Origin of the sequence: Pseudomonas sp. FP2294, from assembly GCF_030687625.1 — a bacterium.
GTDB lineage: Bacteria > Pseudomonadota > Gammaproteobacteria > Pseudomonadales > Pseudomonadaceae > Aquipseudomonas > Aquipseudomonas shahriarae.
In genome coordinates, this window is the sequence record NZ_CP117441.1 from 5,595,591 (window position 1) to 5,620,223 (window position 24,633).

A 24,633-nucleotide genomic window follows, 5' to 3' on the forward strand; every position below is an offset into this window, starting at 1 on the left:
ATGTCAGCGGCCATTGGCCCGGAAAAGATTAGATCAAGGTTTTACCATGGCGCACGAAGGTCGGTTTGACCACTCGCACCGGGTACCACTTACCGCGAATTTCTACCTCGGCACGGTCGGCGGTTGCCATCGGTACACGCGCCAGGGCAATGGATTTGCTTAGCGTAGGAGAGAAACTACCACTGGTGATCTCTCCTTCGCCAACATTGGCGATACGAACCACTTGATGAGCGCGCAAAACCCCGCGTTCTTCCAGCACCAGGCCTACCAGTTTGAGCTGCACCCCGGCCGCACGCTCGGCTTCCAGGGCGGCGCGCCCGATGAAATCGCGGCTGACGGGTTCCCAGGCGATGCTCCAGGCCATGTTGGCGGCCAACGGTGACACATTCAGGTGGATATCCTGGCCGTAGAGGTTCATGCCGGCCTCCAGGCGCAGGGTATCGCGAGCACCGAGGCCGATGGGCGAGATGCCCGCGCCTACCAGGTCGTTGAAAAACCCCGGGGCCTGATCGGCAGGCAGGACGATTTCCAGGCCATCTTCGCCGGTATAGCCCGTGCGCGCGATAAACCAGTCACCGTCGGCACGCCCCTCGAAAGGCTTGAGCTGTTGGATCAACACGCCGCGAGACTGGGTGACCAACTCGGCAATCTTGTGCCGGGCCTGGGGACCCTGGATCGCCAGCATGGCCAGGTCCGGGCGTTCGCGCATCTGCACCTGGTAGCTGCCCAACTGGCTCTGCATCCAGGCGATATCCTGGTCGCGGGTGGCCGCATTGACCACCAGCCGGTAACCCTCTTCGGTGCGGTAGACAATCATGTCGTCCACCACCCCGCCCTGCTCGTTGAGCATGGCGCTGTACAACGCATGGCCGCAGCCATGCAAACGATCGACATCATTGGCCAACAGGTACTGCAGCCATTCCCTGGCCTGCAGGCCCGAGATATCGATCACGGTCATGTGGGAAACATCAAACACCCCGCAGTCACGGCGCACCTGATGGTGCTCCTCGACTTGCGAGCCGTAGTGCAGAGGCATATCCCAACCGCCAAAATCGACCATTTTCGCGCCAAGGGCGAGATGCAGGTCATACAGAGGCGTACGCTGTCCCATGGGTTTCTCCTTCCGGGCGTGGCGAAGGTGCGGACGGTTGCTGTTCGGGCTACACACCTTGAAATACAAGGCTTGCAGCCACAATCAGCAGCCCAACCCGAAAGACGGGCCGCACCGAATGCCGCGCATTGTAGCCTCAAGCCGTAGGACTGACACCTAACCGATTCGTCGCGCCGAACGTCGGATCAAGCCGATGACCGGCAACAGGCCGACCAACACCAGGGTCAGGGCGGGCAAGGAGGCACGCGCCCACTCGCCTTCGCTGGTCATCTCAAAGATGCGTACCGCCAGCGTATCCCAGCCGAACGGGCGCATCAGCAGGGTCGCGGGCATTTCCTTGAGCACATCGACAAACACCAGCAGCGCGGCGCTCAAGGTGCCGGGCAACAAAAGTGGCAGATACACTTTGCAAAACAGTCGTGGCCCACTGACCCCCAGGCTGCGCGCTGCTTCCGGCAAGGACGGGCGGATGCGCGCCAGGCTGTTTTCCAGTGGGCCGTAGGCCACGGCCAGGAAGCGCACCAGATAGGCCATCAGCAGCGCCGACAGGCTGCCCAACAGCAACGGTTTGCCAGCACCGCCCAGCCAACTGGACACAGGGATCACCAACTCGCGGTCCAAATAGCTGAACGCCAGCATGATCGACACCGCCAATACCGAACCCGGCAAGGCATAGCCCAGGTTGCCCAGGCTGACCCCGGCGCGGATGGCACGGGTCGGCGCCAGGCGGTTGGCAAACGCCAGCAGCAACGCCACGCTGACGGTGATCAACGCGGCCATGCCACCCAGGTAAAGGGTATGCACGATCAGCCCGGCGTAGCGCTCGTCGAGGTCGAAACGCCCGCGCTGCCAGAACCAGGCCAGCAGTTGGAGCATCGGGATGACAAAGGCGCAGGCAAACACCAGGGCGCACCAGCCAGTGGCGGCGGCGGCCTTGAAGCCACTCAGGTGATACAGCGCCTTGCCCCGCGGTCGCTCGTTGCTCGGGCGGCTGGCGCCACGGGCCCGGCGCTCGCCGTAGAGCACCAGCATCACCACCAACAGCAGCAGGCTCGCCAGTTGCGCGGCGCTGGACAGGCTGAAAAAGCCATACCAGGTCTTGTAGATGGCGGTGGTGAACGTGTCGAAATTGAACACCGACACCGCGCCGAAATCCGCCAGGGTTTCCATCAACGCCAGGGCCACGCCGGCGCCGATGGCCGGGCGCGCCATGGGCAGGGCCACCCGCCAGAATGCCTGCCAGGGTGATTGGCCCAACACCCGCGCCGCTTCCATCAACCCCTTGCCCTGGGCCAGAAAGGCGGTGCGCGCCAGCAGGTAGACGTAGGGATAGAACACCAGCACCAGCACGATGATCACGCCACTGGTGGAGCGCACGCGCGGCAGGCGCAGGCCCGTGCCGAACCACTCGCGCAGCAGGGTTTGTACCGGCCCGGAGAAGTCCAGCAGGCCGACGAAGACAAACGCCAGGACATAGGCCGGGATGGCAAACGGCAGCATCAACGCCCAGTCCAGCCAACGCCGGCCGGGGAACTCACAGAGGCTGGTCAGCCACGCCAGGCTCACGCCCAGCACCGTTACACCGACCCCGACGCCCAGCACCAGGGTCAAGGTGTTGCCCAGCAGACGCGGCATCTGGGTGTCCCACAGGTGCGACCAGATTTGCGTGTCGATGCTTTGCCAGGACAGCAACAACACGCTCAACGGCAGCAGCACCAGGGCGGCGACAGTGAAGACTGGCAGGTACCAGCGGCGTTGGGCGGGGTGGGCCAAAAGGAATTCTCAAGCAGTGGATGATGTGGAGACCTGCACAAAACACTGTGGGAGCGGGCTTGTGTGGGAGCTGGCTTGCCTGCGATGCAGACACCTCGGTTTATCAGCGATACCGGGTGATGCTATCGCAGGCAAGCCAGCTCCTACACAAGCCGCTCCCACATTAGAACTGCGGCGTCCTACAAATTGTACTCAGTTCCAGCCCGCACGATCCATCAGGCGAATCGCCTCGGCCTGGCGCTTGCCCGCCACTTCCACCGGCAGGGTGTCAGCCTTGAACTTGCCCCAGCTCGCCACTTCAGCCGAGGGTTCTACCGCCGGGTTGGCCGGGAACTCCTGGTTGACGTCGGCAAAGATCTTCTGCGCCTCAGGCGTAGTCATCCACTCCACCAGAGCCTTGGCGGCTTCCGGGTGCGGGGCGTACTTGGTCAGGCCAATGCCCGACAGGTTGACGTGCACGCCACGGTCGCCCTGGTTCGGCCAGAACAATTTGACTGCCAGCTTCGGGTCCTGCTTGTGCAGGCGGCCGTAGTAGTAAGTGTTGACGATCCCCACGTCGCACTGCCCGGCGTTGATTGCCTGCAATACCGCGACGTCATCGGAGAAGACATCGGTGGACAGGTTATTCACCCAGCCCTTGATGAGTTCTTCGGTCTTTTCTGCGCCATGGGTCTCGATCAGGGTGGCGGTCAGCGACTGGTTGTAGACCTTCTTCGCGGTGCGCAGGCACAGGCGGCCTTCCCATTGCTTGTCAGCCAGGGCTTCGTAGGTGGTCAGCTCTGCCGGCTTCACGCGGTCGGTGGAGTACGCGATGGTCCGCGCCCGCAGGCTCAAGCCGGTCCAGGCGTGGCTGGAAGCGCGATATTGCGCGGGGATGTTGGCGTCGATCACCTTGGAAGTGAACGGCTGCAGGATGCCCATCTGCTCGGCTTGCCAGAGGTTGCCAGCATCGACGGTCAGCAGCAGGTCGGCGGTGGCGTTCTGGCCTTCGGCCTTGATGCGCTGCATCAGCGGCGCTTCCTTGTCGGTGATGAACTTCACCTGCACCCCGGTTTTCTTGGTGTAGGCGTCGAACACCGGCTTGATCAACTCGTCGATACGAGAGGAGTAGACCACCACTTCGTCAGCCGCCTGGGCGGTGGTGCTGGCGATAAGGGTGAGTGCCAGGGCAGTCAGGAGGCGCTTGGGTGCCAACATAGGTGCGGTCTCTCGTAGGAAAAGTGAGCGCAAATGATAAGGACTCACATTTAGCATCTCAACCGAACACTGGCCGGAGGAGTTACGAGATGTTGCACGAGTGCCATTTAAGGTGCGACAGATGGCCTCAGGCCTTGGCCAGATCCGGCAGGTCTCCGGTCAAGCCCAATGCCTGGCGCACAAACAGCGCCTTGGCCTCGGGCATCTGGTCGACCATCTTCAGCCCCGCATTGCGCAACCAGCGCAATGGCAACTGGTCAGCCTGGAACAACCGTTCAAAGCCCTCCATCGCCGCCATCAGCGCCAGGTTGTGCGGCATGCGCCGACGCTCGTAGCGACTGAGCACCTTCACATCCGCCAAGCGCTCACCGCGCTCGCACGCCTTTAGCAGCACCTCGGCCAACACGGCGGCATCGAGGAACCCCAGATTCACCCCCTGCCCCGCCAATGGGTGGATAACGTGGGCAGCATCACCAATCAGCGCCAGGCCTTCGGCGACGTAGCGCTTGGCGTGGCGCTGGCGCAGCGGTACGCACAGACGCGGGTCGGCGCTGACCACGCTGCCGAGGCGCCCTTCAAAAGCGCGCTCCAGTTCGCGGCAGAAGCTGTCGTCGTCCAGGGCCATCAGGCGTTCGGACTCACTTGGCGTGGTCGACCAGACGATCGAGCACCAATCTTCCTGGCCATCGCGCACCAGCGGCAGGAACGCCAGCGGACCATGGTCGGTGAAGCGCTGCCAGGCGGTACGCTGGTGCGGCTGGCTGCTGCGTACGCTGGTGACGATGGCGTGGTGCAGGTAATCCCATTCGCGGGTGGCGGTGCCGGTCAGGCGACGCACAGCCGAGTTGGCGCCGTCGGCGGCGATCACCAGCGGCGCGCGCAAAGTGCGGCCATCGGCCAGGGTCAGCAGCCAGTCATCGCCGGAGCGGCGCATCTGCTCCAGGCGTGCATTGGCCAGCAGGCCCAGGTCGCAGTCGTGCAGGCGCTCAAGCAGGGCGTCCTGGACCACGCGGTTTTCGACGATATGCCCCAGCACCTCGGCATGCACACTGGCCGCCGAAAAGTGGATCTGCCCGGTGCCGCTGCCATCCCACACCTGCATCTCGCCGTAGGGGCTGGCGCGGCGGCTGGCGATGCCATCCCACACACCCAGGCGGTCGAGGATGCGCTGGCTGGCGGCCGACAAGGCGCTCACCCGCGGTTCAAACGGCGCATCGGCGTCGAATGGCTTGACGCTCATTGGGCTGCCGTCGAGCAGCAGCACCTGCAGGCCACTGCCCTGCAACGCCAGCGCCAGGGCGCTTCCGACCATTCCGGCCCCGACAATCAGCACATCTGCGCGCATGTCCATGCTTTATGCCTGTCTCGCTGGCGGCTTGCGCCGCACGTAAAGGGTTTTGTCGACTCGCGCCACCAGGGTGCCGGAGCCGTCGTGAATCTGCACCTTGAGGTGCGGCAAGTATTTCTCGCCGCCCTCGGTCTGCCGTCGCACCTCATCGAGCAAGGCCTGGTCGATGGAGAATTCGGCAAACACCGGGCCTTTGCCCGGCGAGATGAAATCAATGGTCGCGGCCTTGTCCCAGACGATGTAGTCGCGCCCCAGGTTCTCCATCAGCATCAGCATGTAGAACGGGTCGACCATCGAGTACAGGCTGCCGCCAAATTGCGTACCGACGTAATTGCGGTTGTACCAGCCCAGGCCCATGCGCACCTTCACCTGACGAAAATCAGCGCTCATGTGCTGCACACGGACGCCTGCGCCCAGATACGGCGGATACAGGGTCATGATCCAGCGCAACAACCGCGCCTTGCCCAGGCGCTCCGTCAGCCACTTACGCATCGGGACGCGTGCCCAGGCCCATGGCCTGCCGGGCGAACCAGCGCTTGGCCGGCGGCAACAGGTCCAGGCCCAGCAGGCCGAGGTTGCGGCCCATGGCGACCAGCGGCTGGCCGCTGCCAAACAGGCGGGTGACCTGGTCGGAAAAGCCCACGGTCAACTGCTGGTCCAGGCGCTGGCGTTCGCGGTAGGCCTGCAAGGTCGCCAGGTCACCCGGCACTTGCGGCCCGGCCAACAGGGCCTCGGCCAGCGCATAGGCATCGCGCAGCGACAGATTGAAACCCTGGCCGGCAATCGGGTGCAAGCTGTGGGCCGCGTTGCCGAGGATCACCAGGTGCGAGCGCACTTGCTCCTCGGCCTCCACCAGGGTCAGCGGATACAAGTGGCGCGCGCCAACCTGTTTCAAGGTGCCCAGGCGATAACCAAACACGCCCTGCAACTCGCTGAGAAAACTGCGTTCATCCAGTTGCGCCAAGCGCTGGGCGTCCATGCCGACGCGGGTCCAGACCAGTGCGCAACGGTTGTCTGCCAGCGGCAGCAAGGCCATCGGGCCTTCGTCGGTGAAACGCTCGAAAGCCTCGCCGTTATGGGCTTCGCTGGGGGTGATGTTGGCGATCAGGGCGCTCTGGTTGTAAGGCCGTTGCTTGACGCCAATGCCCAACTGCTCGCGCAGGCCGGAGCGGCCACCATCGGCCAGTACCGCGAGATCGCACTCGATGACAGTTTCATCGTTGAGGGTCAGGCGGTAGCCGTCGGCCAGCGGTTCCATGCGGCTGACTTCTGCAGGGCAACGCCAACTGATCACGTCCTTGTCCAGGCCTTGCCACAGGCACTGCCCGAGCCAGGCGTTTTCCACCACATAGCCCAGGGCCGGTACGCCCTCTTCGAGCGCCGACAAGCGCGCGGTAGAGAAGCGCCCACGGTCGGAAACATGGATCTGCTTGATCGGCTCGGCGCGCCGGGAAATGTCTTGCCACACACCCAGGCGCTGGTAGATCTGTCGCGCGCCAAAGGACAGTGCCGAGGAACGTGCGTCGTAGCTCGGCTGGTAGCTGTCGCCGGGGGCAAAGGGTTCGATCAGCACGATCTTCCAACCGCGAGCCTTGGCCCCGGCCTGCAACGCCAGCGCCAAGCTGGCGCCCACCAGGCCGCCACCGATAATCGCCAGGTTGACCCGGCTCATCGGGCGGCCGCCATCAGTGCTTCAATCTCGGCCACGGTCTTGGGCACGCCACCGGTCAGAATTTCACAGCCTTGCTTGGTCACCACCACGTCATCCTCGATGCGCACGCCTATGCCACGCCATTTCTTTGCCACATTCTGGTTATCCGGGGCAATGTAGATGCCCGGCTCCACGGTCAGGGCCATGCCCACTTCCAGCACCCGCCACTCGCCGCCGACCTTGTACTCGCCCACATCATGCACATCCATGCCCAGCCAGTGCCCGGCGCGGTGCATATAGAACGCCTTGTAGGCTTCGCTGGCGATCAACTCGTCCACCTCACCTTGCAACAAGCCCAGCTTCACCAGCCCGGCGGTGATGACGTGCACCGTCGCCTCATGGGCCTGGTTCCAGTGTTTGTTCGGCGCGATCTGCGCAAAGGCGGCTTCCTGGGAGGCCAGCACCACTTCGTAGATCGCCTTCTGCTCGGCGGAAAACTTGCCGTTGACCGGCCAGGTACGGGTGATATCGCTGGCATAGCAGTCGATTTCACAACCGGCGTCGATCAGCACCAGGTCACCGTCCTTGAGCACCGCATCATTCTGCTGGTAGTGCAGGATGCAGCTGTTGCGCCCCGAAGCGACGATGGAGCCATAGGCCGGCATCTTCGCCCCGCCCCGGCGGAACTCGTAGTCCAGCTCGGCTTCCAGGCTGAATTCATGCAACCCCGGGCGGCTGGCCTGCATTGCCCGGATATGGGCCGCGCAGGAAATCCGTGCGGCTTCGCGCATGACCTTCACTTCTGCGGCGGATTTATACAGGCGCATGTCGTGCAGCAGATGATCCAGGGCAACGAATTCGTTCGGCGGCTGCGCACCGAGGTGCGCCTTGGAGCGGATCACGTTGATCCACTCCATCAGGTGCCGGTCGAACTCGGCATTGCTGCCCATGGCCGAATACACCCGGTCGCGACCTTCGATCAGGCCGGGCAGGATGTCGTCGATATCGGTGATCGGGAAGGCATCGTCGGCGCCGTATTCGCGAATCGCGCCTTCGGTACCGGCGCGCAGGCCGTCCCACAATTCGCGCTCGGCATTGCGTTCACGGCAGAACAGCACGTACTCGCCGTGAATGCGCCCAGGCATCAACACAATCACTGCCTGGGGCTCGGGGAAGCCGCTCAGGTACTGGAAGTCGCTGTCCTGGCGGTAGACGTGTTCGACATCGCGGTTGCGGATCGCCACGGCGGCGGCCGGCAGGATCGCGATGCTGTTGGGTTCCATCTGCGCCATGAGCGCCTTGCGGCGGCGGGTGTATTCCGCTTTGGGGATATGGATCATGGGCAGGTGGGTTCCCTCTCTTAGTGCAGCGACGGCTTGACTGCTGCGGGTTCAGCAGACTTTTTGGTCTCGGTGAACAGCAGCAGCGGCGCGACGCGCAGGTATTCCATGACTTCCATATAGTCGCCTTCGCCGTCTTCGGACTCTTCCAGGGCGTCTTGCACCTGGGAGATGGCTGCCAGGTCCTGCAACACTTCCTTGGCGTCGGTGCTCAACTCCAGGCCGCCGGCGTTCACGCCAAAGCCATGGAGGAAGCCCTGGCACCATTGACCCAGTGCAGCAGCACGCTCGGTGAGCGGCGCATCATCGGTTGGCAGCAGCAGGACTACGGTGACGTCATCACCGGTCAGCTCGCCTTTAACCATTTCTTGCAAGCCGATCAACGCGTTGCGCACGTTTTCGGTAGGCTCGGTTTCCAGCAGCTCGGCGACGTCGGCCAGCCAGTTGTCGGCGTCAAAGCCGACACCGGTGCAGCTACGGCCCAGCAGCACGCCATGCAGTTCGGCAGGCGAGCAAGGGTGACCGCTGGAGCTCAGCAGTTTGGAAAAAGCGTCGTACGGGGAATTCTGAATAGGCATGATGAGCTAGGCGCCAGGCGGCGCGATGTCTAGAATGAAGCGCTGTATCCTAGCACCGGCAGACGCACCCGACTATCAAGGGCGTCAGATCGTTTATCCTGCAGTTGCCATTCATCAGACAAATCCAGTGGAACCCTATGGAAGACGCCGACTTGCAAGCGCTGATGGCCAGACTCGAATTGCTAATTACCCGGGTCGAGCAACTAAAGAGTCAAAACGGACTCCTATTAGCTCAGGAAAAGACCTGGCGCGAGGAACGCGCTCACCTCATTGAAAAAAACGAAATCGCCCGGCGTAAGGTCGAGTCGATGATTTCGCGCCTGAAGGCCCTGGAGCAAGACTCATGAGTTCAAGCAATAGCGTCACCGTGCAGATTCTCGACAAAGAGTATTCGATCATCTGCCCCCAGGAAGAGCGCAGCAACCTGGTGAGCGCCGCCCGCTACCTGGATGGCAAGATGCGTGAAATCCGCAGCAGCGGCAAAGTCATCGGTGCCGACCGTATCGCCGTGATGGCCGCCCTGAACATTACCCACGATTTGCTGCATAAGCAGGAGCGCCCTGACGTACAGGCCAGCGGCTCGACACGCGAGCAGGTGCGTGACCTGCTGGAACGTGTGGATCTGGTGCTTTCCAGCGATTCAGACGCACCCAAGGGCTGATTGCCGAGTCTGTTTGGGGTATACTCGCCCCACTCCCTGGCGTGCTTGCCAGTCGGCGATGTCCCGGAGCCGATTCGCACTACCCTGGAAGTTGCACGTTGGGCTGGTGTGCATGTCCGCTAGACGGAAAGCCTTAAAGCCTACTGCTTCTTCCACCTTGAACTTTCGGGTTCAAGGGCTTAGTCGACAGCGGTTCTGTCGGGGAGCCTGAATTCCCAAACTCAATGCCAGTCCCCGGACTGGCATTGTTTTATGAGCCGAACACCATGACCGAACCTGCGCCGCTTTCCCGTCCGCAACTTCGACGCATGTTGCGCAATGCCCGCCGCGCCCTGACGCCGGGCGAGCAGCGCCAGGCAGCTCTTGGCCTGTATCGGCAACTGGCACAGCACCCGCTGTTTCGCCGGGCCAAACATATTGCTTTATACCTACCAACGGATGGCGAAATCGATCCGCGCTTGCTGCTGCGCGCTGCCCAGCGCCGGGGCAAGGCCACCTACCTGCCGGTGCTCAGCGCCTGGCCACGGACCAAGATGGTGTTCCAACGGGTACGTCCCCGGGAAAAACTTGCGCCCAATCGCTTCGGCATTCTTGAGCCACGGGTCAATATCGGGCGCCAGCGCAAGGTCTGGGCCCTGGACTTGGTGCTGCTGCCATTGGTGGGTTTCGATGATGCGGGCGGGCGGCTGGGCATGGGCGGCGGCTTTTACGATCGCAGCCTGGCGTACCTGGCGCGCCGCTCGTCGTGGCGCAAGCCGACGCTGCTGGGCCTGGCCCATGAATGTCAGAAAGTCGAACGACTGGCACAGGCCAGCTGGGACGTGCCGTTGAATGGCACCGTTACCGATAAGAAGTGGTATATCGCAGAGGGGACGCCGCTGGAATCAACGGCGCCGAAATAGCATCAACGCTTGAAGGTTTGTGGCTGCTGCTGTGCAAATTCAACCGGGGCTTCGGTCTTGTTCGACCACAGGCTTTGCGCATACCCGGTGGTCACGACGCCCAGACCGAACAAAATAACCAAAATCCATAGTAAATCCGGTTTGCGTTTCATCGATTGCCCCCCTTCAGGCCTATCACACACGATGACAGCAACGTTCCAAAGTAGTCCGTTCCAGCTGCGTCAAGCTTAAAATCCCGGCATTCTGCGGTAACGTGAACCAACACGCAAACCTTGACGTCAACCGACCGTCGGTTTGTCACGAAATTGACAGACAACCTGCCCAATCCCCTGCAAAGGAGCAAAACCATGGCCTATTGGCTGATGAAGTCTGAGCCCGATGAGCTGTCCATCAAGGGCCTGGAAAAACTCGGCGAGGCGCGCTGGGATGGCGTGCGCAATTACCAGGCACGCAACTTCCTGCGGGCCATGGCCGTGGGTGACGCGTTCTTCTTTTACCACTCCAGTTGCCCCGAACCGGGGATTGCCGGCGTAGGGAAAATCATTGAGGCGGCTTATCCGGACCCGACAGCGCTGGAAGCTGACAGCCATTACTTCGATGCCAAGGCCACCCCGGAAAAAAATCCATGGAGCGCCATCACAGTGGCGCATGTCGAGACCTTCCCCAACGTTCTCGGGCTGGGCTACCTCAAACAACAGACGGCCCTGGCCGAACTGCCGCTGGTGCAAAAAGGCAGTCGTTTGTCGGTGATGCCGGTGACGGCCCAGCAATGGGCGGCGGTAATGGCCCTGCGTTAACGCCTAACGGTATTCATTTGACCGGTATCAACGGCTATCGGTTACGATCCCGGCAAACTAGGACGCTAACACCGCAGGATGCACCCATGTCGACGTCACATCGCAGTTCGCACTTCTTTGCCTTTCTCCTGATTCTATTGCTGGTGGCCGCCGGCGGCTTCGGCTACTGGAAGTCCACCCTGGACCGCCTGCCGGAAGGTTTGAACATGGGCAATGGCCGGCTGGAATCCACCGAAGTGCAGATCGCCACCAAGATCCCCGGCCGCCTGGCTGAAGTGCGGGTCGATGAAGGCGACAAAGTGCTCAAGGGCCAACTGCTGGCGCGTATCGACACCCGCACCCTCGAAGCCCAGCGTTCCCAGGCCGAGGCCGAAGTGCTGCGCGCCAAGGAGAACTTCGCCGCCGCCGAAGCCAACGTGCAATTGCGCCAGAGCGAAAACCTGCTGGCCAGCCAGGAACTCAAGCGCACCCAGGAGCTGTACCGCCGCGGCTTCGCCAGCGCACAGCTGATCGACCAGCAACAGGCACGGCAGAACACCGGCAATGCGGCGGTGACGGCAGCCCAGGCCCAGGTCAATGCGGTCAAGGCCGCCATCGGTGCGGCCCAGGCCCAGGTGGCACAACTGACCAGCGAGATCGAAGACAGCAGCCTGCGCGCGCCCATCGACGGCATCATCCAGTTGCGCCTGGCCGAACCTGGCGAAGTGCTCGGTGCCGGCGGGCGCGTGTTGCTGCTGATAGATCCGAATGACCAGTACATGAACCTCTACCTGCCCGCCTCCGTCACTGGTCGCCTGACCGTGGGCAGTGAAGCGCGGATCGTGCTCGATGCCCTGCCGGATCAACCCCTGCCGGCGAAAATTAGCTTTGTCGCCGCCAAGTCGCAGTTCACCCCCAAAGAAGTTGAAACCCGCGACGAGCGCCAGAAACTGGTGTTCCGCGTCAAACTGCGCCTGACTCAACCGAGCGCCGTGCCCCAGGCCAAGCCCGGCATGCCCGGCGCCGGCTATGTGCGCACCGCCGACCTGGACTGGCCGGCCAACCTGCAATGACCGGGCTGGCGCTGCACGCCACGGGCATCAACCACCGCTACGGCAAGCAACAGGCGCTGATCGACATCGCCTTCAGCCTGCCGGCCGGTACCCGCTGCGGGTTGATCGGCCCGGATGGCGCGGGCAAGTCGAGCCTGTTGGGCTTGATCGCCGGGGTGAAAAAACTGCAGGACGGTGACTTGCAGGTGCTGGGCGGCTCCATCGAAGACCGCCGCCACCGCAACAGCCTGTACCCGTTGATCGCGTTTATGCCCCAGGGCCTGGGCGGCAACCTGTACCCCGAGCTGTCCATCAGCGAGAACATCCGTTTTTTCGCCACCCTGTTTGGCCTGTCCAAAGCCGATTGCGAGCAGCGCATGCACAACCTGCTGCTGGCCACCGACCTGGCACGCTTCGCCGACAGGCCGGCGGGCAAACTGTCGGGCGGGATGAAGCAAAAACTGGGACTGTGCTGCGCGCTGATCCACGACCCAGACTTGCTGATCCTCGATGAACCCACCACCGGCGTCGACCCGTTGTCACGCCGGCGCTTTTGGGAACTGGTAGAAACCGTACGCAGCGAACGCCCGCAACTGACGCTGCTGGTGGCCACGGCCTACATGGAAGAAGCCGAGCAGTTCGAGCACTGCCTGATGCTCGACCGCGGCAAGCTGATCGCCGATGGCCTGAGCCGCGAACTGGCGGCGGTCACGCCCAGCGGCAAGCTGGATGAGGCCTTCACCCATTTCCAGGGTGACAGCGCGCATAACAACCAGCCGCTGGTGATCCCTCCTCGGGCAAACGACAACACCGACATCGCCATCGAAGCCCACGACCTGACCCTGCGCTTTGGCGACTTTACGGCAGTCAACAAGGTCAGTTTCGCCATTGGCCGTGGCGAGATCTTCGGCTTTCTCGGCTCCAACGGCTGCGGCAAGACCACCACCATGAAAGTCCTCACCGGGCTGATGCCGGCCAGTGAAGGCAGCGCCACACTGCTGGGCAACCCGGTAAATGCCAAGGACCTGGCAACCCGCAAGCGCGTGGGCTTTATGTCCCAGAGCTTCTCGCTGTACGGTGAGCTCAGCGTGCGCCAGAACCTGGTGCTGCACGCACAGTTGTTCGACCTGCCCAAGGCCGACAGCGGCCCGCGCATCGAAGAATTGATCCAGCGTTTTGACCTGGGCAGTGTCGCCGAACAACCCTCCGGCGAGCTGCCCCTGGGTTTGCGCCAGCGCCTGTCCCTGGCCGTGGCGGTGTTGCATCGCCCGGAAGTGCTGATCCTCGACGAACCCACGTCCGGTGTGGACCCCGCCGCGCGCGACGATTTCTGGCGTTTGCTGGTGGAGTTGTCCCGCGAGCAAGGGGTGACGATTTTTCTCTCCACCCACTTTATGAACGAAGCCCAGCGCTGCGACCGCATCTCGTTGATGCACGCCGGCAAGGTGCTGGCCTGCGACACCCCGGACGCCCTGCAGCAACACTTCCACGGCGAGACCCTGGAAGCCGCATTTGTCACCTGTCTGGAACAAGCCCAGGAAGCCCCAGAGGCCGCCGCGCCCAGCGCAACCGTCAGCACACCGACCACGCCGCCAGTCAGCAAGCGCGGCTTCAGCCTGGTCCGCCTGCTGGCAGTGGCCAGTCGCGAAGGCAAGGAATTGTTGCGCGACAAAGTGCGCATGGCCTTTGCCCTGCTCGGGGCGATTTTCATGATGGTGATCTTCGGCTACGGCATTTCCCTGGACGTGGAGAAGCTCGCCTTCGCCGTGTATGACCAGGACCAGACGCCACAAAGCCGCGCCTATCTGGAGGCCTTTCGCAGTTCGCGCTACTTCGCCGAACAGCCGCCGATCAGCGATTCGGCCGAGCTGCACCGGCGCCTGCAACGCTCGGAAATCAAACTCGCCTTGGAGATTCCTCCCGGATTTGGCCGCGACCTGTACGCCGGGCGCCAACCGGCAGTGGCCGCCTGGCTGGATGGCGGCATGCCGTTTCGCGCCGAGACCAGCCGCAACTATGTCGAAGCGGTACACCAGGCCAATCTGCAGCAGTTGGCGGAACTCAACAGCTCCCCGCGAGCCCAGCCCGCCGCCGCCAGACTGGAGACGCGCTTTCGCTATAACCAGGACGTGGTCAGCGTAAATGCCATCGGCCCCGGCGTGATGGCACTGATCCTGGCGTTTATCCCGGCCATGCTCACCGCCCTGGGCATCGTGCGCGAGAAGGAACTGGGGTCGATCACTAACTTCTACGCCACACCGCTGACCCGCCTGGAGTTTCTCCTCGGCAAGCAGGCACCGTATCTGGTTATCAGCCTGATCAACCTGGCGCTGCTGGTGGCGATGAACCGCTGGCTGTTCGGCGTGCCGTTCAAGGGCAGTGGCGTGACCCTGGCGTTTGGCGGCCTGCTGTATGTGCTGGCCACCACCAGCATGGGCCTGCTGATTTCTGCGTTCACCCGCACCCAGATCGCGGCGATTCTCGGCACCATGATCATCACCAGCCTGCCAACCATCCAGTTCTCCGGGCTGATCGTGCCGCGCTCGTCCCTGGAAGGGGCGGCCGCGCTGATGGGCATGCTGTTTCCCGCCGGCTACTTCCTGGATGTCGCCGTCGGCACCTTTACCAAAGCCCTGGACCTGCGCCAGCTGTGGCCACAGTGCCTGGCGCTGTTCGGGTTTTTCCTGGGGTTCACCGGGCTGAGCCTGGTGATGCTCAAGAAGCAGGAGGCCTGATGCATAAGTTCGCCCATATCCTGCGCCTGGGAATCAAAGAGCTCACCAGCCTGCGCCACGACAGCGTGTTGCTGCTGTTTCTGTTCTACGCCTTCACCGTCGCCATTTATATGCCAGCGGCCGGTTCAGTGATTGGCGTGCATAACGCCAGCGTGGCCTTTGTCGATGAAGACCATGGCCAATTGTCACGCCAGTTGGCCGAAGCCCTGCAACCACCGGAATTCCAGCCCGCCGTGCCACTGGCCTACGACCAGTTGGATAAGGTCATGGACAGCGGCCAGTACACTTTCGTGATCAACGTGCCGGCCAATTTCCAGGCCGACCTGCTGGCCGGCCGCCAGCCGAGCGTGCAGGTCAATGTGGATGCCACGGCGATGAGCCAGGCCTTCATGGGCGCGGGCTATATCGGGCGGATCTTCCAGCGTGAATTGCTGACCTACAGCGGCCAGGCGGACACCAGCCAGCGCGCACCGGCGACCCTCACCACCCGGGCATTGTTCAACACCAACCTGGAAGGCGGCTGGTTCCTGGCGGTGATCCAGATCGTCAACAACATCACCATCCTCGCCATCGTCCTGACCGGCACCGCGCTACTGCGCGAACGCGAACATGGCACCCTCGACCATTTGCTGGTGCTGCCGCTGACCGCCCTGGAAATCATGCTGGCAAAAATCTGGAGCAACATGCTGGTGGTGGTGCTGTGTACCTGGCTGTCACTGGAAGTGGTGGTCAAGGGCATGCTCGGCGTGCCGCTGGCCGGCTCATTGAGTCTGTTCCTGCTGGTAACCGCGCTGTATCTGTTTGCCAGCACTGCCCTGGGCATCTTCCTCGCTACCCTCGCCCGCTCGACGCCGCAATTTGGCTTGCTGGCGATCCCGGTGATTATTCCGATGCTGCTGTTGTCAGGCGGCAGTACGCCGCTGGACAGCATGCCCGAATGGTTGCAATGGGTGATGCAGGGCTCGCCATCCACACATTTTGTGAGTTTGAGTGCGGCGATTCTGTTTCGCGATGCGGGGGTGAGCGTGGTGTGGCCGGATTTGCTGGCGCTGGCGGGGATTGGCTTGTTGTTTTTTGCGGTGGCGTTGGCGCGGTTCAGGAAGAGTCTGGCTTCTTGAACTTTCACTTATAAAAATCACTGAGCTTATTAAAAAACAAAATGAAAAACTGTCAATTCTGACAGTAGCCGGCGTTTATCTCTCGTTATTAACTATAACAATCGACCGCAAATTCATTGCATCGAGACTCTCGGGAGAGCAAAAAATGAGCGACATATCAGACTCGGACAAGAAGGGCTCCAGCGACGAAGCCCCCTCAGAAACAATAGAGATTAAGGTCGACCGAAATAACCCCACCAGCGTAACGACAGTGAGAGGGGAATATTCATTACATGGATACAAAGGAGCCATCGAGGTTGAAGCCACTTGGAGTAATGGCATTTACATCATACATGCGCTCCGCTATATGTTTGAACGAGGTGCGGTGACGGGAAAAAACCCGCGTTTCGAGATTCACTCTGTTACCTTCGGCGGCCCGATACTAGCAGTCCACCCTCCACAAGATGGCCAATGGCGCGTTTGGGGGTCGTCAACAAAATACACAACATCTAACACAGTAGACACATTCGAGTTCTACTTTGTCTTCGACGCGCCCCCCGATGGGGTATGGCGAACGGATAGAAAAAGAGTGAAAATCTATATATAAGCCCTATTATAACCAGCAACTTAGTTGCTGGTTTTCCAAACTCATTGAACTCCCGCCCATCCGGACTTGTCTCCACGATCCAGTATAAATTTAGTGGACTCAACCAAAGCAGAAATTCGATATTTGAAGTTATATGCCCCAGTGGGGCGGTACTGGCAAGAGTACCTATAAAGGGCGGCAATTGGCATAGCTGGATATCCTCCGAGGATACCCATGTTTCAAAAGGAAAAACTTATCGTTTTACTTTTATATTCGATAATCCTGGATCAGGCGGAGGCCCCACAATTTCCGTCTCCAAAAGCATAACGTTTGCGATAGAAAAACCTCCACAATAGAAACCAACCGAGCCTCTGAATCTTTATCATCATCGTGCAGAGGCGTTACCCCTCCTGAGGTTGGCGCCAAAGTTCGGGTTGCTGACGGTGACGGCCTTGTGAGCGTCGGTAGCTTCAAGGCCCCATCGCCAACAAGCCGACGCCCACAGGATGGGCGTTACTGGATAATCAGATTGTTAAACAACAAATCCTCAACCACCGGCTTGCCCGTCTCGTCATTCATCACTTGCTGCGTCTGCTTCAACGCTTCCTGACGCAACTTTTCCTTACCCTCGACACTGCCCATGCTCTCGACAGTCTGCTGGGTAAACAACGCCACCAGTTGGTTGCGGATCAATGGCTCATTGGCCTTGATCGCCGCCGCCGCTTCGGGGCCGGTCACGCGCAGGGCCACATCCGCTTTGTACACCCGCAGTTTCGGGCCGCCATCCAGGGCATAGTTGCCCACAAAAGGCGGCGTCAGGCTGTAATAGCTGACCTTCGGCGCTTCGCCTTCCTTGGCTTCTTCGGCATGGGCTGCCATCGGCAACGTCAGGGCCAGCATCAACAGGATCCACGCTTTCACAGTTCATTCCTCACATTCGGTTGCCAGTAGCATAACGCTAGCAAGGCAGAGCACAAGCTTATGGCGACTTATCAGGCCGGGGCATGCTCGTTGACCCGTGACCTTACCCACCTACACTTATCGGCCAATACGCCAAAAGGAATAGTCCGATGAAAGCCGTGCTGTGCAAAGCCTTCGGCCCTGCCGAAACCCTGGTGTTGGAAGACGTCGAAAGCCCGGCGATCAAGAAGAACGAGATCCTGCTGGACGTCCATGCCGCTGGGGTGAATTTCCCGGACACGCTGATCATCGAGGGCAAGTACCAGTTCAAACCGCCCTTCCCGTTCTCGCCGGGCGGCGAAGCGGCTGGGGTGGTCAGCGAAGTCGGGGAAAAGGTCAGCCACCTAAAGGTCGGCGACCGGGTCATGGCGCTGACCGGCTGGGGCAGCTTTGCCGAGCAGGTCGCGGTACCGGGCTATAACGTGCTGCCGATTCCGCCGAGCATGGATTTCAACACCGCCGCCGCCTTCAGCATGACCTACGGCACCTCGATGCACGCCCTCAAGCAGCGTGGCCACCTGGCCGCTGGCGAGACCCTGCTGGTACTGGGCGCGTCCGGTGGCGTGGGCCTGGCTGCCGTGGAGATCGGCAAGGCCATGGGTGCCCGGGTGATTGCCGCCGCCAGCAGTGCCGACAAGCTGGCCGTGGCCAAGGCGGCGGGCGCCGATGAGTTGATCAACTACAGCGAAAGCAACCTCAAGGATGAGATCAAGCGCCTGACCGATGGCAACGGTGCCGATGTGATCTATGACCCGGTAGGGGGCGACCTGTTTGACCAGGCCATCCGCGCCATTGCCTGGAACGGCCGTCTGCTGGTGGTGGGGTTTGCCAGCGGGCGTATCCCCGACCTGCCGGTGAACCTGGCGCTGCTCAAGGGCGCAGCGGTGGTCGGGGTGTTCTGGGGCTCGTTTGCCCAGCGCCAGCCGCAGGATAACGCGGCGAATTTCCAGCAGCTGTTTGGTTGGTATGCCGAGGGGAAGTTGAAGCCGCTGGTGTCGCAGGTGTATTCGCTGGACAACGCGGCGCAGGCGATCAATGACCTGGGGCAGCGCAAGGCAGTGGGCAAGGTGGTCGTGCAGGTCCGCCAGTGATTTGAAATGCAATTAGTGTAGGAGCTGGCTTGCCTGCGATGGCGGTGGGTCAGCTACGTCTTTGGTAACTGGTCCACCGCCATCGCAGGCAAGCCAGCTCCCACATTTGATCTCAAGTGCTCTGAGGAATCTGATCGCGCCCCATACTTATCTATTAGCGACATGTTCGTAAAAGAACATGCAATTACTCCCGTTTCCTGTGTTTGCAGATAAGAGGCGATGCTATTTTCGGTAACGAAACTGTAACATTCGCATCCGCAGTCAAAACAAGAAATTTGGAGCTCTTGAATGTTTGCTTTCTTTCGTCCTGCCCCCCACCAGGCACCCCTGCCTGAAGAAAAGATCGACAGTACCTACCGACGACTGCGCTGGCAGATCTTCGCCGGTATTTTCTTTGGCTACGCGGGTTACTACCTGCTGCGCAAAAACTTCTCCCTGGCCATGCCGTACCTGATCGACGAGGGTTATACCCGTGGTCAACTGGGCCTGGCCATGTCGGCAATCGCCATTGCCTACGGCCTGTCCAAGTTCCTCATGGGCCTGGTTTCCGACCGCTCCAACCCGCGCTACTTCCTGCCGTTTGGCTTGCTGGTATCGGCCGGGGTGATGTTCATTTTCGGTTTCGCGCCTTGGGCAACCTCCAGCGTGACCATGATGTTCATTCTGTTGTTCATCAACGGCTGGGCCCAGGGCATGGGCTGGCCGCCAAGTGGACGGACCATGGTGCACTGGTGGTCGCAGAAAGAACGCGGCGGCGTGGTGTCGGTGTGGAACGTGGCGCATAACGTCGGCGGAGGTCTGATCGGCCCGCTGTTCCTGCTGGGCATGGCCTGGTTCAACGACTGGCACGCAGCGTTCTACGTCCCGGCCACCGTGGCCTTGGCAGTGGCGGCGTTTGCCTTCATCACCATGCGCGACACCCCGCAATCGGTGGGCCTGCCGCCGATCGAGAAGTACAAGAACGACTACCCGGAAGGCTACGACGCCAGCCACGAAGACGAATTCAGCGCCAAGGAAATCTTCGTCAAGTATGTGCTGCGCAACAAAATGCTGTGGTACATCGCCTTCGCCAACGTGTTCGTCTACCTGCTGCGCTACGGCGTGCTGGACTGGGCACCGACCTACCTCAAGGAAGCCAAGCACTTCACCGTCGACAAGTCGTCCTGGGCGTACTTCTTCTACGAGTGGGCGGGGATCCCCGGTACGCTGCTGTGCGGCTGGATGTCGGACAAGATCTTCCGTGGCAACCGTGGCCTGACCGGCATTGTGTTCATGGCTCTGGTGACCGTGGCGACCCTGGTGTACTGGCTCAACCCGCCAGGCAACCCGATGGTCGACATGATCGCGCTGTTCTCCATTGGCTTTTTGATCTACGGCCCGGTGATGCTGATCGGCCTGCAGGCCCTGGAACTGGCGCCGAAGAAAGCCGCAGGTACAGCCGCAGGTTTTACCGGCCTGTTCGGTTACCTGGGTGGATCGGTGGCAGCCAGTGCAGCCATGGGCTACACCGTGGACCACTTCGGCTGGGACGGCGGCTTTGTGCTGCTGATCGGCGCGTGCCTGCTGGCCATCGCGTTCCTGATCCCAACCCTGTGGCACACCAATAGCGTCAGCTCGGCACGTTAATCGCCGCGATGCCTTTGGCACATCGCTTGAGCCGCGCCTCCAGATTCTTGTCTGGCATGGCGTGGCTACGCAGGGCGTTGACGGTCTGCTCGACATAATCGCGAGTGGTGCCGTAACGCCCGCAAGCGCTGGCAAACACCTGGTTCAGCACACTGTCGGGCAAGTTACCGGCATAGCTGGGCAGGTGTCGCTCCAGCACAAAACCCAATGCCTGCACCTGATTGCCGTCTTCAAGCCGGCAACTGAGCCAGTGTGGCCGATAGGATGGGTAAGGCATCTCGCGCTGCCACAAGGCATAGAGCGAGGCCTCCAGTTGATCTTCCGGCAGGCGGTAAGCAAAGCCGCTGCACGAGCCGCCGCGATCCAGGCCAAACACCAGCCCCGGTAACTCCGGCGTACCCCGGTGCTCGTGGGACCACAGGTACAGGCCTCGATGATAGCCATGGACCCGGGCGCGCAGGCGCTGGGTTGCCGAACACTCAGGGCGCCAGATCAGCGAGCCATAGGCAAACAGCCAGACCGGCCCACCCTTGTGCAGACCCATGGTGGCCTGCATCGAGCTCATCAATTGTTCGTGAGTGAGTTGCGGCCCCAGATCAAGCCGCGGCGGGTAAGCCAATTGCAGAAGTTCGGATTCGAGAACGGTCATGGCAGATCGCTTAGGTCTCCTGTGTACTACCAGTTATAGGCGACTTTACCGTAATAGAACGCGCCGCTGTAACCGTAAGGCGAAAAAGTACTATGGGCCAGGTTGCCGCCACTGCTGGCGGTTGATCACCCCGGCCACCGCGTCAGACCCGTAGCGGGCCGACGCACCCTCGCGCAGCACTTCAATATGTCGACCGCTCCCCATACCGCTCCCCTTGCAATCAATACCTTTTAAAAATATGAAAAAGCATAAGCAATAGGCCCCATTCGTCAGGTTCGCCGCGCAAAACCGCGCTATTTTCAGCGCCCGTTCAGCCTTTATGCCCGACGGGACCTCAAAATAGCGTCACGTCACGACCCACTTAGCCGCGCATTCACCGACTATCGAGGTCGCACCATGAAAAACCGACTTTCCGGCCTGCTGCTCCTGGCGCTGGCCACCACCGCCCTGGCCGCCGAAGCGCCGGCCAACGACGACAAAGGCTTCTGGTACGCCCAGACCAGCGTCTACACCCGGCACTTTGCGCCGGACCCCGAGCACAATAACCATCAAGACCTGATCGGCCTGGAGCGCAATGACGCTGCGGGGTGGGTGTATGGCGGTGCGACCTTTCGCAACTCGTTTCGCCAACGCTCGTACTACGCCTACGCCGGCAAGCGCTTCGACATGGCCGACTATCCGGTGTATCTGAAACTGACCGGCGGGGCGATCCAGGGCTATCGCGGCAAGTACCGCGACAAGATCCCGCTGAACCGCTACGGCGTGGCACCGGTGATCATTCCGTCGGTGGGTGCGCACTACGGGCCGGTGGCGGCGGAGTTTGTGTTGCTGGGGTTCAATGCGGCGATGGTGACCACGGGCGTGCGGTTCTGACGCCGCACACCTGAGTAGACACAGTTCAATGTGGGAGCGGGCTTGCCCGCGATGGCGGTGTATCAGTGCCAGATTTGTTGGCTGACACTCCGCTATCGCGGGCAAGCCCGCTCCCACAGTTTGATCGGCTTACGAGAATGTTTTCGTAGCGGTCAGGAGCGAGGGGCGTAGGCAAATACGTCAGCGCGCATCTGGTGCGCATCCATCCCGGCATTCACCAGCGCGTCCAGCGTGCCGTAGATCATCGCCGGCGATCCGCTGGCATACACATGCACGGCCTTGAGGTCGGTTATGTCTTCGCACACCGCCTCGTGCAACAAGCCACAGCGCCCTTCCCAACCACACAGGTCGCTGACCACTTTGTGCAGGAACAGATTGGGCAATTGCTGCCACTGTTCCCAATGTTCGACCTGGTAGAAATCCTCAGGACGACGCACGCCCCAGTACAGGTGCACCGGATACTTGAACCCCGTGGCCCGGCAATGTTCGATCAGGCTGTGCATCTGCGCCATGCCGGTGCCGGCCGCGATCAGTACCAGCGGGCCGTCGGGTAGCTCGGCCAGGTGAGTATCGCCAAACGGCAGCTCGACCCGCGCCATCTGGTTACGCTGCAACTGCTCGATCAGGCTGCGGGCGCTGTCTTCGCGTACCAGCACATGCAATTCCAGCTCGCGCCCGGCGTGGGGCGCCGAGGCCAGGGAAAACGCCGACTTCTCGCCGTTTTCGCGCTCGATCATCAGGTACTGGCCAGCGTGGTAACGCACCGCTTTGCCGGCCGGGGCCCGCAGGCGCACGCGCCACACATCGCCACCCAGCTCCACGCACTCGCTCAACTGGCAGGCCAGCGTGCGCACCGGCAACTCCCCCGGCGCCAGCACGCCATCCCACAGCACGATGCAATCCTCCAGCGGCTCGGCGATGCAGGTGTAGAACTCGCCATGGTCACGCACCTCGCCGGCCTGTTGCACCCGGCCCTCGACCAACAGCGCCGCGCACACATGGCACACACCGTTACGGCACGCCTGCGGGCAGTCGTAGCCCAGGCGCCGCGCACCTTCAAGAATCCGCTCGCCCGGCTGCAAGTCGAGGACCGCGCCGGAAGGTTGCAGGGTTACACGCATCAATCTATTCCCAATTCTTTCCACATCGCATCGACACGCGCCGTCACGGCTTCATCCTTGACGATCACCCGGCCCCACTCACGGGTGGTTTCACCCGGCCATTTATGGGTGGCATCCAGGCCCATCTTCGAACCCAGGCCCGACACCGGCGAGGCGAAGTCGAGATAGTCGATGGGTGTGTTATCAATCATCACCGTATCGCGCTTGGGGTCCATGCGCGTGGTAATCGCCCAGATCACGTCGTTCCAGTCCCGGGCGTTGATGTCGTCGTCGGTGACAATAACGAACTTGGTGTACATGAACTGTCGCAAAAACGACCACACACCGAGCATCACGCGCTTGGCATGGCCCGGATACGACTTCTTCATGGTCACGATGGCCATGCGGTACGAGCAGCCCTCGGGCGGCAGGTAGAAGTCGGTGATTTCCGGGAACTGCTTCTGCAGGATCGGTACGAATACCTCGTTCAGCGCCACGCCGAGAATCGCCGGCTCATCCGGCGGCCGGCCGGTGTAGGTGCTGTGGTAGATCGGTTTGACCCGGTGGGTGATGCGCTCGACGGTGAACACCGGGAAGCTGTCGACTTCATTGTAGTAGCCGGTGTGATCGCCGTAAGGGCCTTCATCGGCCATCTCGCCCGGATGAATCACGCCTTCGAGGATGATTTCGGCGGTGGCCGGCACTTGCAGGTCGTTGCCACGGCATTTCACCAGTTCGGTGCGATTGCCGCGCAACAGGCCGGCGAAGGCGTATTCGGACAGGCTGTCGGGCACCGGCGTCACGGCGCCGAGGATGGTGGCCGGGTCGGCCCCCAGGGCCACGGAAACCGGGAACGGCTGGCCGGGGTGCTTCTCGCACCACTCACGGAAGTCGAGGGCGCCGCCACGGTGGCTCAGCCAGCGCATGATCACCTTGTTGCGGCCAATCACTTGCTGACGGTAGATCCCCAGGTTCTGGCGGTCCTTGTTCGGGCCTTTGGTGACGGTCAGGCCCCAGGTGATCAGCGGGCCGACGTCGCCGGGCCAGCAGGTCTGCACCGGGAGCATCGCCAGGTCGACATCATCGCCTTCGATGACCACTTCCTGGCAGACCGCGTCCTTGACCACCTTGGGCGCCATGGCAATGATCTTGCGGAAGATCGGCAGCTTCGACCAGGCATCCTTCAGGCCTTTGGGCGGCTCGGGCTCCTTGAGGAAGGCCAGCAGCTTGCCGATCTCGCGCAGTTCGCTGACCGACTCGGCCCCCATGCCGAACGCCACCCGGTCGGGCGTGCCGAACAGGTTGCCCAGCACGGGGATATCAAAGCCTGTGGGGTTTTCGAACAGCAGCGCCGGCCCCTTGTTACGCAGGGTGCGGTCGCAAATCTCAGTCATTTCCAGGACCGGGGAAACCGGCACCTGAATACGTTTCAACTCTCCGCGCTGCTCAAGTTGCTGCACGAAATCCCGAAGATCCTTGAATTTCATTAACCATGCCACCCGTAAAATAGGCGTACATCGTACCTGC

At 61.6% G+C, this 24,633-nt stretch carries 23 protein-coding genes and 1 other RNA gene; 11 read left to right on the top strand and 13 right to left on the bottom strand.

The window, feature by feature from the left end:
* Window positions 1-28 precede the first annotated feature (28 nt).
* From gcvT to PSH73_RS25350, 8 genes are all read right to left on the bottom strand, one after another.
* Entirely contained in the window at window positions 29-1,111 is a 1,083-nt protein-coding gene (gene gcvT / locus PSH73_RS25315) for a glycine cleavage system aminomethyltransferase GcvT (RefSeq protein WP_120734314.1), read from the bottom strand.
* Window positions 1,112-1,267: 156 nt separating this feature from the next.
* A complete protein-coding gene (locus PSH73_RS25320) occupies window positions 1,268-2,884 on the bottom strand; it encodes an iron ABC transporter permease (protein ID WP_057960937.1) in 1,617 nt (538 codons plus the stop codon).
* Window positions 2,885-3,076: 192 nt separating this feature from the next.
* Entirely contained in the window at window positions 3,077-4,081 is a 1,005-nt protein-coding gene (locus PSH73_RS25325; protein WP_057440441.1) for an extracellular solute-binding protein, read from the bottom strand.
* A 127-nt stretch (window positions 4,082-4,208) separates the two neighbouring features.
* Window positions 4,209-5,426 (bottom strand): 2-octaprenyl-3-methyl-6-methoxy-1,4-benzoquinol hydroxylase, encoded by a 1,218-nt coding sequence (locus PSH73_RS25330; protein WP_169960161.1) that lies wholly within the window; start codon window positions 5,424-5,426, stop codon window positions 4,209-4,211.
* 9 nt (window positions 5,427-5,435) lie between these two features.
* Window positions 5,436-5,921: a DUF4442 domain-containing protein gene (locus PSH73_RS25335; RefSeq protein WP_057444198.1), complete on the bottom strand. Its 486-nt coding sequence runs from the start codon at window positions 5,919-5,921 to the stop codon at window positions 5,436-5,438.
* Window positions 5,914-7,101 carry a 2-octaprenyl-6-methoxyphenyl hydroxylase gene (ubiH, locus tag PSH73_RS25340; protein WP_057960939.1) on the bottom strand — a complete coding sequence of 396 codons (1,188 nt, stop codon included), beginning with the start codon at window positions 7,099-7,101 and terminating at the stop codon, window positions 5,914-5,916. Before ubiH ends, PSH73_RS25335 begins: the two co-directional genes overlap by 8 nt.
* Window positions 7,098-8,420: a Xaa-Pro aminopeptidase gene (gene pepP / locus PSH73_RS25345; protein WP_057960940.1), complete on the bottom strand. Its 1,323-nt coding sequence runs from the start codon at window positions 8,418-8,420 to the stop codon at window positions 7,098-7,100. The genes ubiH and pepP overlap by 4 nt, the downstream gene beginning before the upstream one ends.
* A 20-nt stretch (window positions 8,421-8,440) precedes the next feature.
* Window positions 8,441-8,998 (bottom strand): YecA family protein, encoded by a 558-nt coding sequence (locus PSH73_RS25350; protein WP_057440443.1) that lies wholly within the window; start codon window positions 8,996-8,998, stop codon window positions 8,441-8,443.
* Between the two features lie 137 nt (window positions 8,999-9,135).
* Between PSH73_RS25350 and PSH73_RS25355 the strand changes: the two genes are divergently transcribed.
* From PSH73_RS25355 to PSH73_RS25370, 4 genes are all read left to right on the top strand, one after another.
* Window positions 9,136-9,345 (top strand): TIGR02449 family protein, encoded by a 210-nt coding sequence (locus PSH73_RS25355; RefSeq protein ID WP_057440444.1) that lies wholly within the window; start codon window positions 9,136-9,138, stop codon window positions 9,343-9,345.
* Entirely contained in the window at window positions 9,342-9,659 is a 318-nt protein-coding gene (locus PSH73_RS25360; RefSeq protein ID WP_010207385.1) for a cell division protein ZapA, read from the top strand. The genes PSH73_RS25355 and PSH73_RS25360 overlap by 4 nt, the downstream gene beginning before the upstream one ends.
* A gap of 30 nt (window positions 9,660-9,689) precedes the next feature.
* A non-coding RNA gene (gene ssrS, locus PSH73_RS25365) (6S RNA) lies at window positions 9,690-9,868 on the top strand.
* A gap of 57 nt (window positions 9,869-9,925) precedes the next feature.
* The gene (locus PSH73_RS25370) at window positions 9,926-10,561 is read left to right on the top strand and encodes a 5-formyltetrahydrofolate cyclo-ligase (protein ID WP_128593635.1); all 636 of its coding nucleotides are present in this window, start codon (window positions 9,926-9,928) and stop codon (window positions 10,559-10,561) included.
* 2 nt (window positions 10,562-10,563) lie between these two features.
* Here PSH73_RS25370 and PSH73_RS25375 read toward each other — a convergent pair whose 3' ends face one another.
* Entirely contained in the window at window positions 10,564-10,713 is a 150-nt protein-coding gene (locus tag PSH73_RS25375) for a hypothetical protein (protein ID WP_143110453.1), read from the bottom strand.
* A gap of 195 nt (window positions 10,714-10,908) precedes the next feature.
* Here PSH73_RS25375 and PSH73_RS25380 point away from each other — a divergent pair, with 195 nt between their 5' ends.
* From PSH73_RS25380 to PSH73_RS25395, 4 genes are all read left to right on the top strand, one after another.
* Complete coding sequence (locus PSH73_RS25380) at window positions 10,909-11,358, top strand: EVE domain-containing protein (protein ID WP_057960942.1); 450 nt, start codon at window positions 10,909-10,911, stop codon at window positions 11,356-11,358.
* An 86-nt stretch (window positions 11,359-11,444) separates the two neighbouring features.
* Complete coding sequence (locus PSH73_RS25385; RefSeq protein WP_057440447.1) at window positions 11,445-12,410, top strand: HlyD family secretion protein; 966 nt, start codon at window positions 11,445-11,447, stop codon at window positions 12,408-12,410.
* The gene (gene rbbA / locus PSH73_RS25390) at window positions 12,407-15,124 is read left to right on the top strand and encodes a ribosome-associated ATPase/putative transporter RbbA (protein WP_273865371.1); all 2,718 of its coding nucleotides are present in this window, start codon (window positions 12,407-12,409) and stop codon (window positions 15,122-15,124) included. The genes PSH73_RS25385 and rbbA overlap by 4 nt, the downstream gene beginning before the upstream one ends.
* A complete protein-coding gene (locus PSH73_RS25395; RefSeq protein ID WP_057960944.1) occupies window positions 15,124-16,242 on the top strand; it encodes an ABC transporter permease in 1,119 nt (372 codons plus the stop codon). The genes rbbA and PSH73_RS25395 overlap by 1 nt, the downstream gene beginning before the upstream one ends.
* 1,078 nt (window positions 16,243-17,320) lie before the next feature.
* Here PSH73_RS25395 and PSH73_RS25400 read toward each other — a convergent pair.
* A complete protein-coding gene (locus tag PSH73_RS25400; RefSeq protein WP_029289542.1) occupies window positions 17,321-17,728 on the bottom strand; it encodes a flagellar basal body-associated protein FliL in 408 nt (135 codons plus the stop codon).
* Between the two features lie 149 nt (window positions 17,729-17,877).
* On the opposite strand from PSH73_RS25400, the gene PSH73_RS25405 reads away from it, so the two are divergent.
* Window positions 17,878-18,858 (top strand): NADPH:quinone oxidoreductase family protein, encoded by a 981-nt coding sequence (locus PSH73_RS25405; RefSeq protein WP_305461592.1) that lies wholly within the window; start codon window positions 17,878-17,880, stop codon window positions 18,856-18,858.
* Between the two features lie 288 nt (window positions 18,859-19,146).
* The gene (glpT, locus tag PSH73_RS25410; RefSeq protein WP_057440450.1) at window positions 19,147-20,484 is read left to right on the top strand and encodes a glycerol-3-phosphate transporter; all 1,338 of its coding nucleotides are present in this window, start codon (window positions 19,147-19,149) and stop codon (window positions 20,482-20,484) included.
* Here glpT and PSH73_RS25415 read toward each other — a convergent pair.
* Window positions 20,468-21,133 carry a gamma-glutamylcyclotransferase gene (locus tag PSH73_RS25415; RefSeq protein ID WP_057440451.1) on the bottom strand — a complete coding sequence of 222 codons (666 nt, stop codon included), beginning with the start codon at window positions 21,131-21,133 and terminating at the stop codon, window positions 20,468-20,470. The two genes, glpT and PSH73_RS25415, sit on opposite strands and share 17 nt — an antisense overlap.
* A 396-nt stretch (window positions 21,134-21,529) precedes the next feature.
* Between PSH73_RS25415 and PSH73_RS25420 the strand changes: the two genes are divergently transcribed.
* Window positions 21,530-22,006 (top strand): hypothetical protein, encoded by a 477-nt coding sequence (locus PSH73_RS25420; protein ID WP_057960947.1) that lies wholly within the window; start codon window positions 21,530-21,532, stop codon window positions 22,004-22,006.
* 152 nt (window positions 22,007-22,158) lie between these two features.
* Here the strand turns inward: PSH73_RS25420 and PSH73_RS25425 are convergent, their stop codons facing one another.
* Together PSH73_RS25425 and ubiD are read right to left on the bottom strand one after the other, a co-directional pair.
* Window positions 22,159-23,127 carry a CDP-6-deoxy-delta-3,4-glucoseen reductase gene (locus PSH73_RS25425; RefSeq protein WP_057960948.1) on the bottom strand — a complete coding sequence of 323 codons (969 nt, stop codon included), beginning with the start codon at window positions 23,125-23,127 and terminating at the stop codon, window positions 22,159-22,161.
* Window positions 23,127-24,593 (bottom strand): 4-hydroxy-3-polyprenylbenzoate decarboxylase, encoded by a 1,467-nt coding sequence (gene ubiD / locus PSH73_RS25430; protein ID WP_029289556.1) that lies wholly within the window; start codon window positions 24,591-24,593, stop codon window positions 23,127-23,129. Before ubiD ends, PSH73_RS25425 begins: the two co-directional genes overlap by 1 nt.
* Window positions 24,594-24,633: the final 40 nt, after the last annotated feature.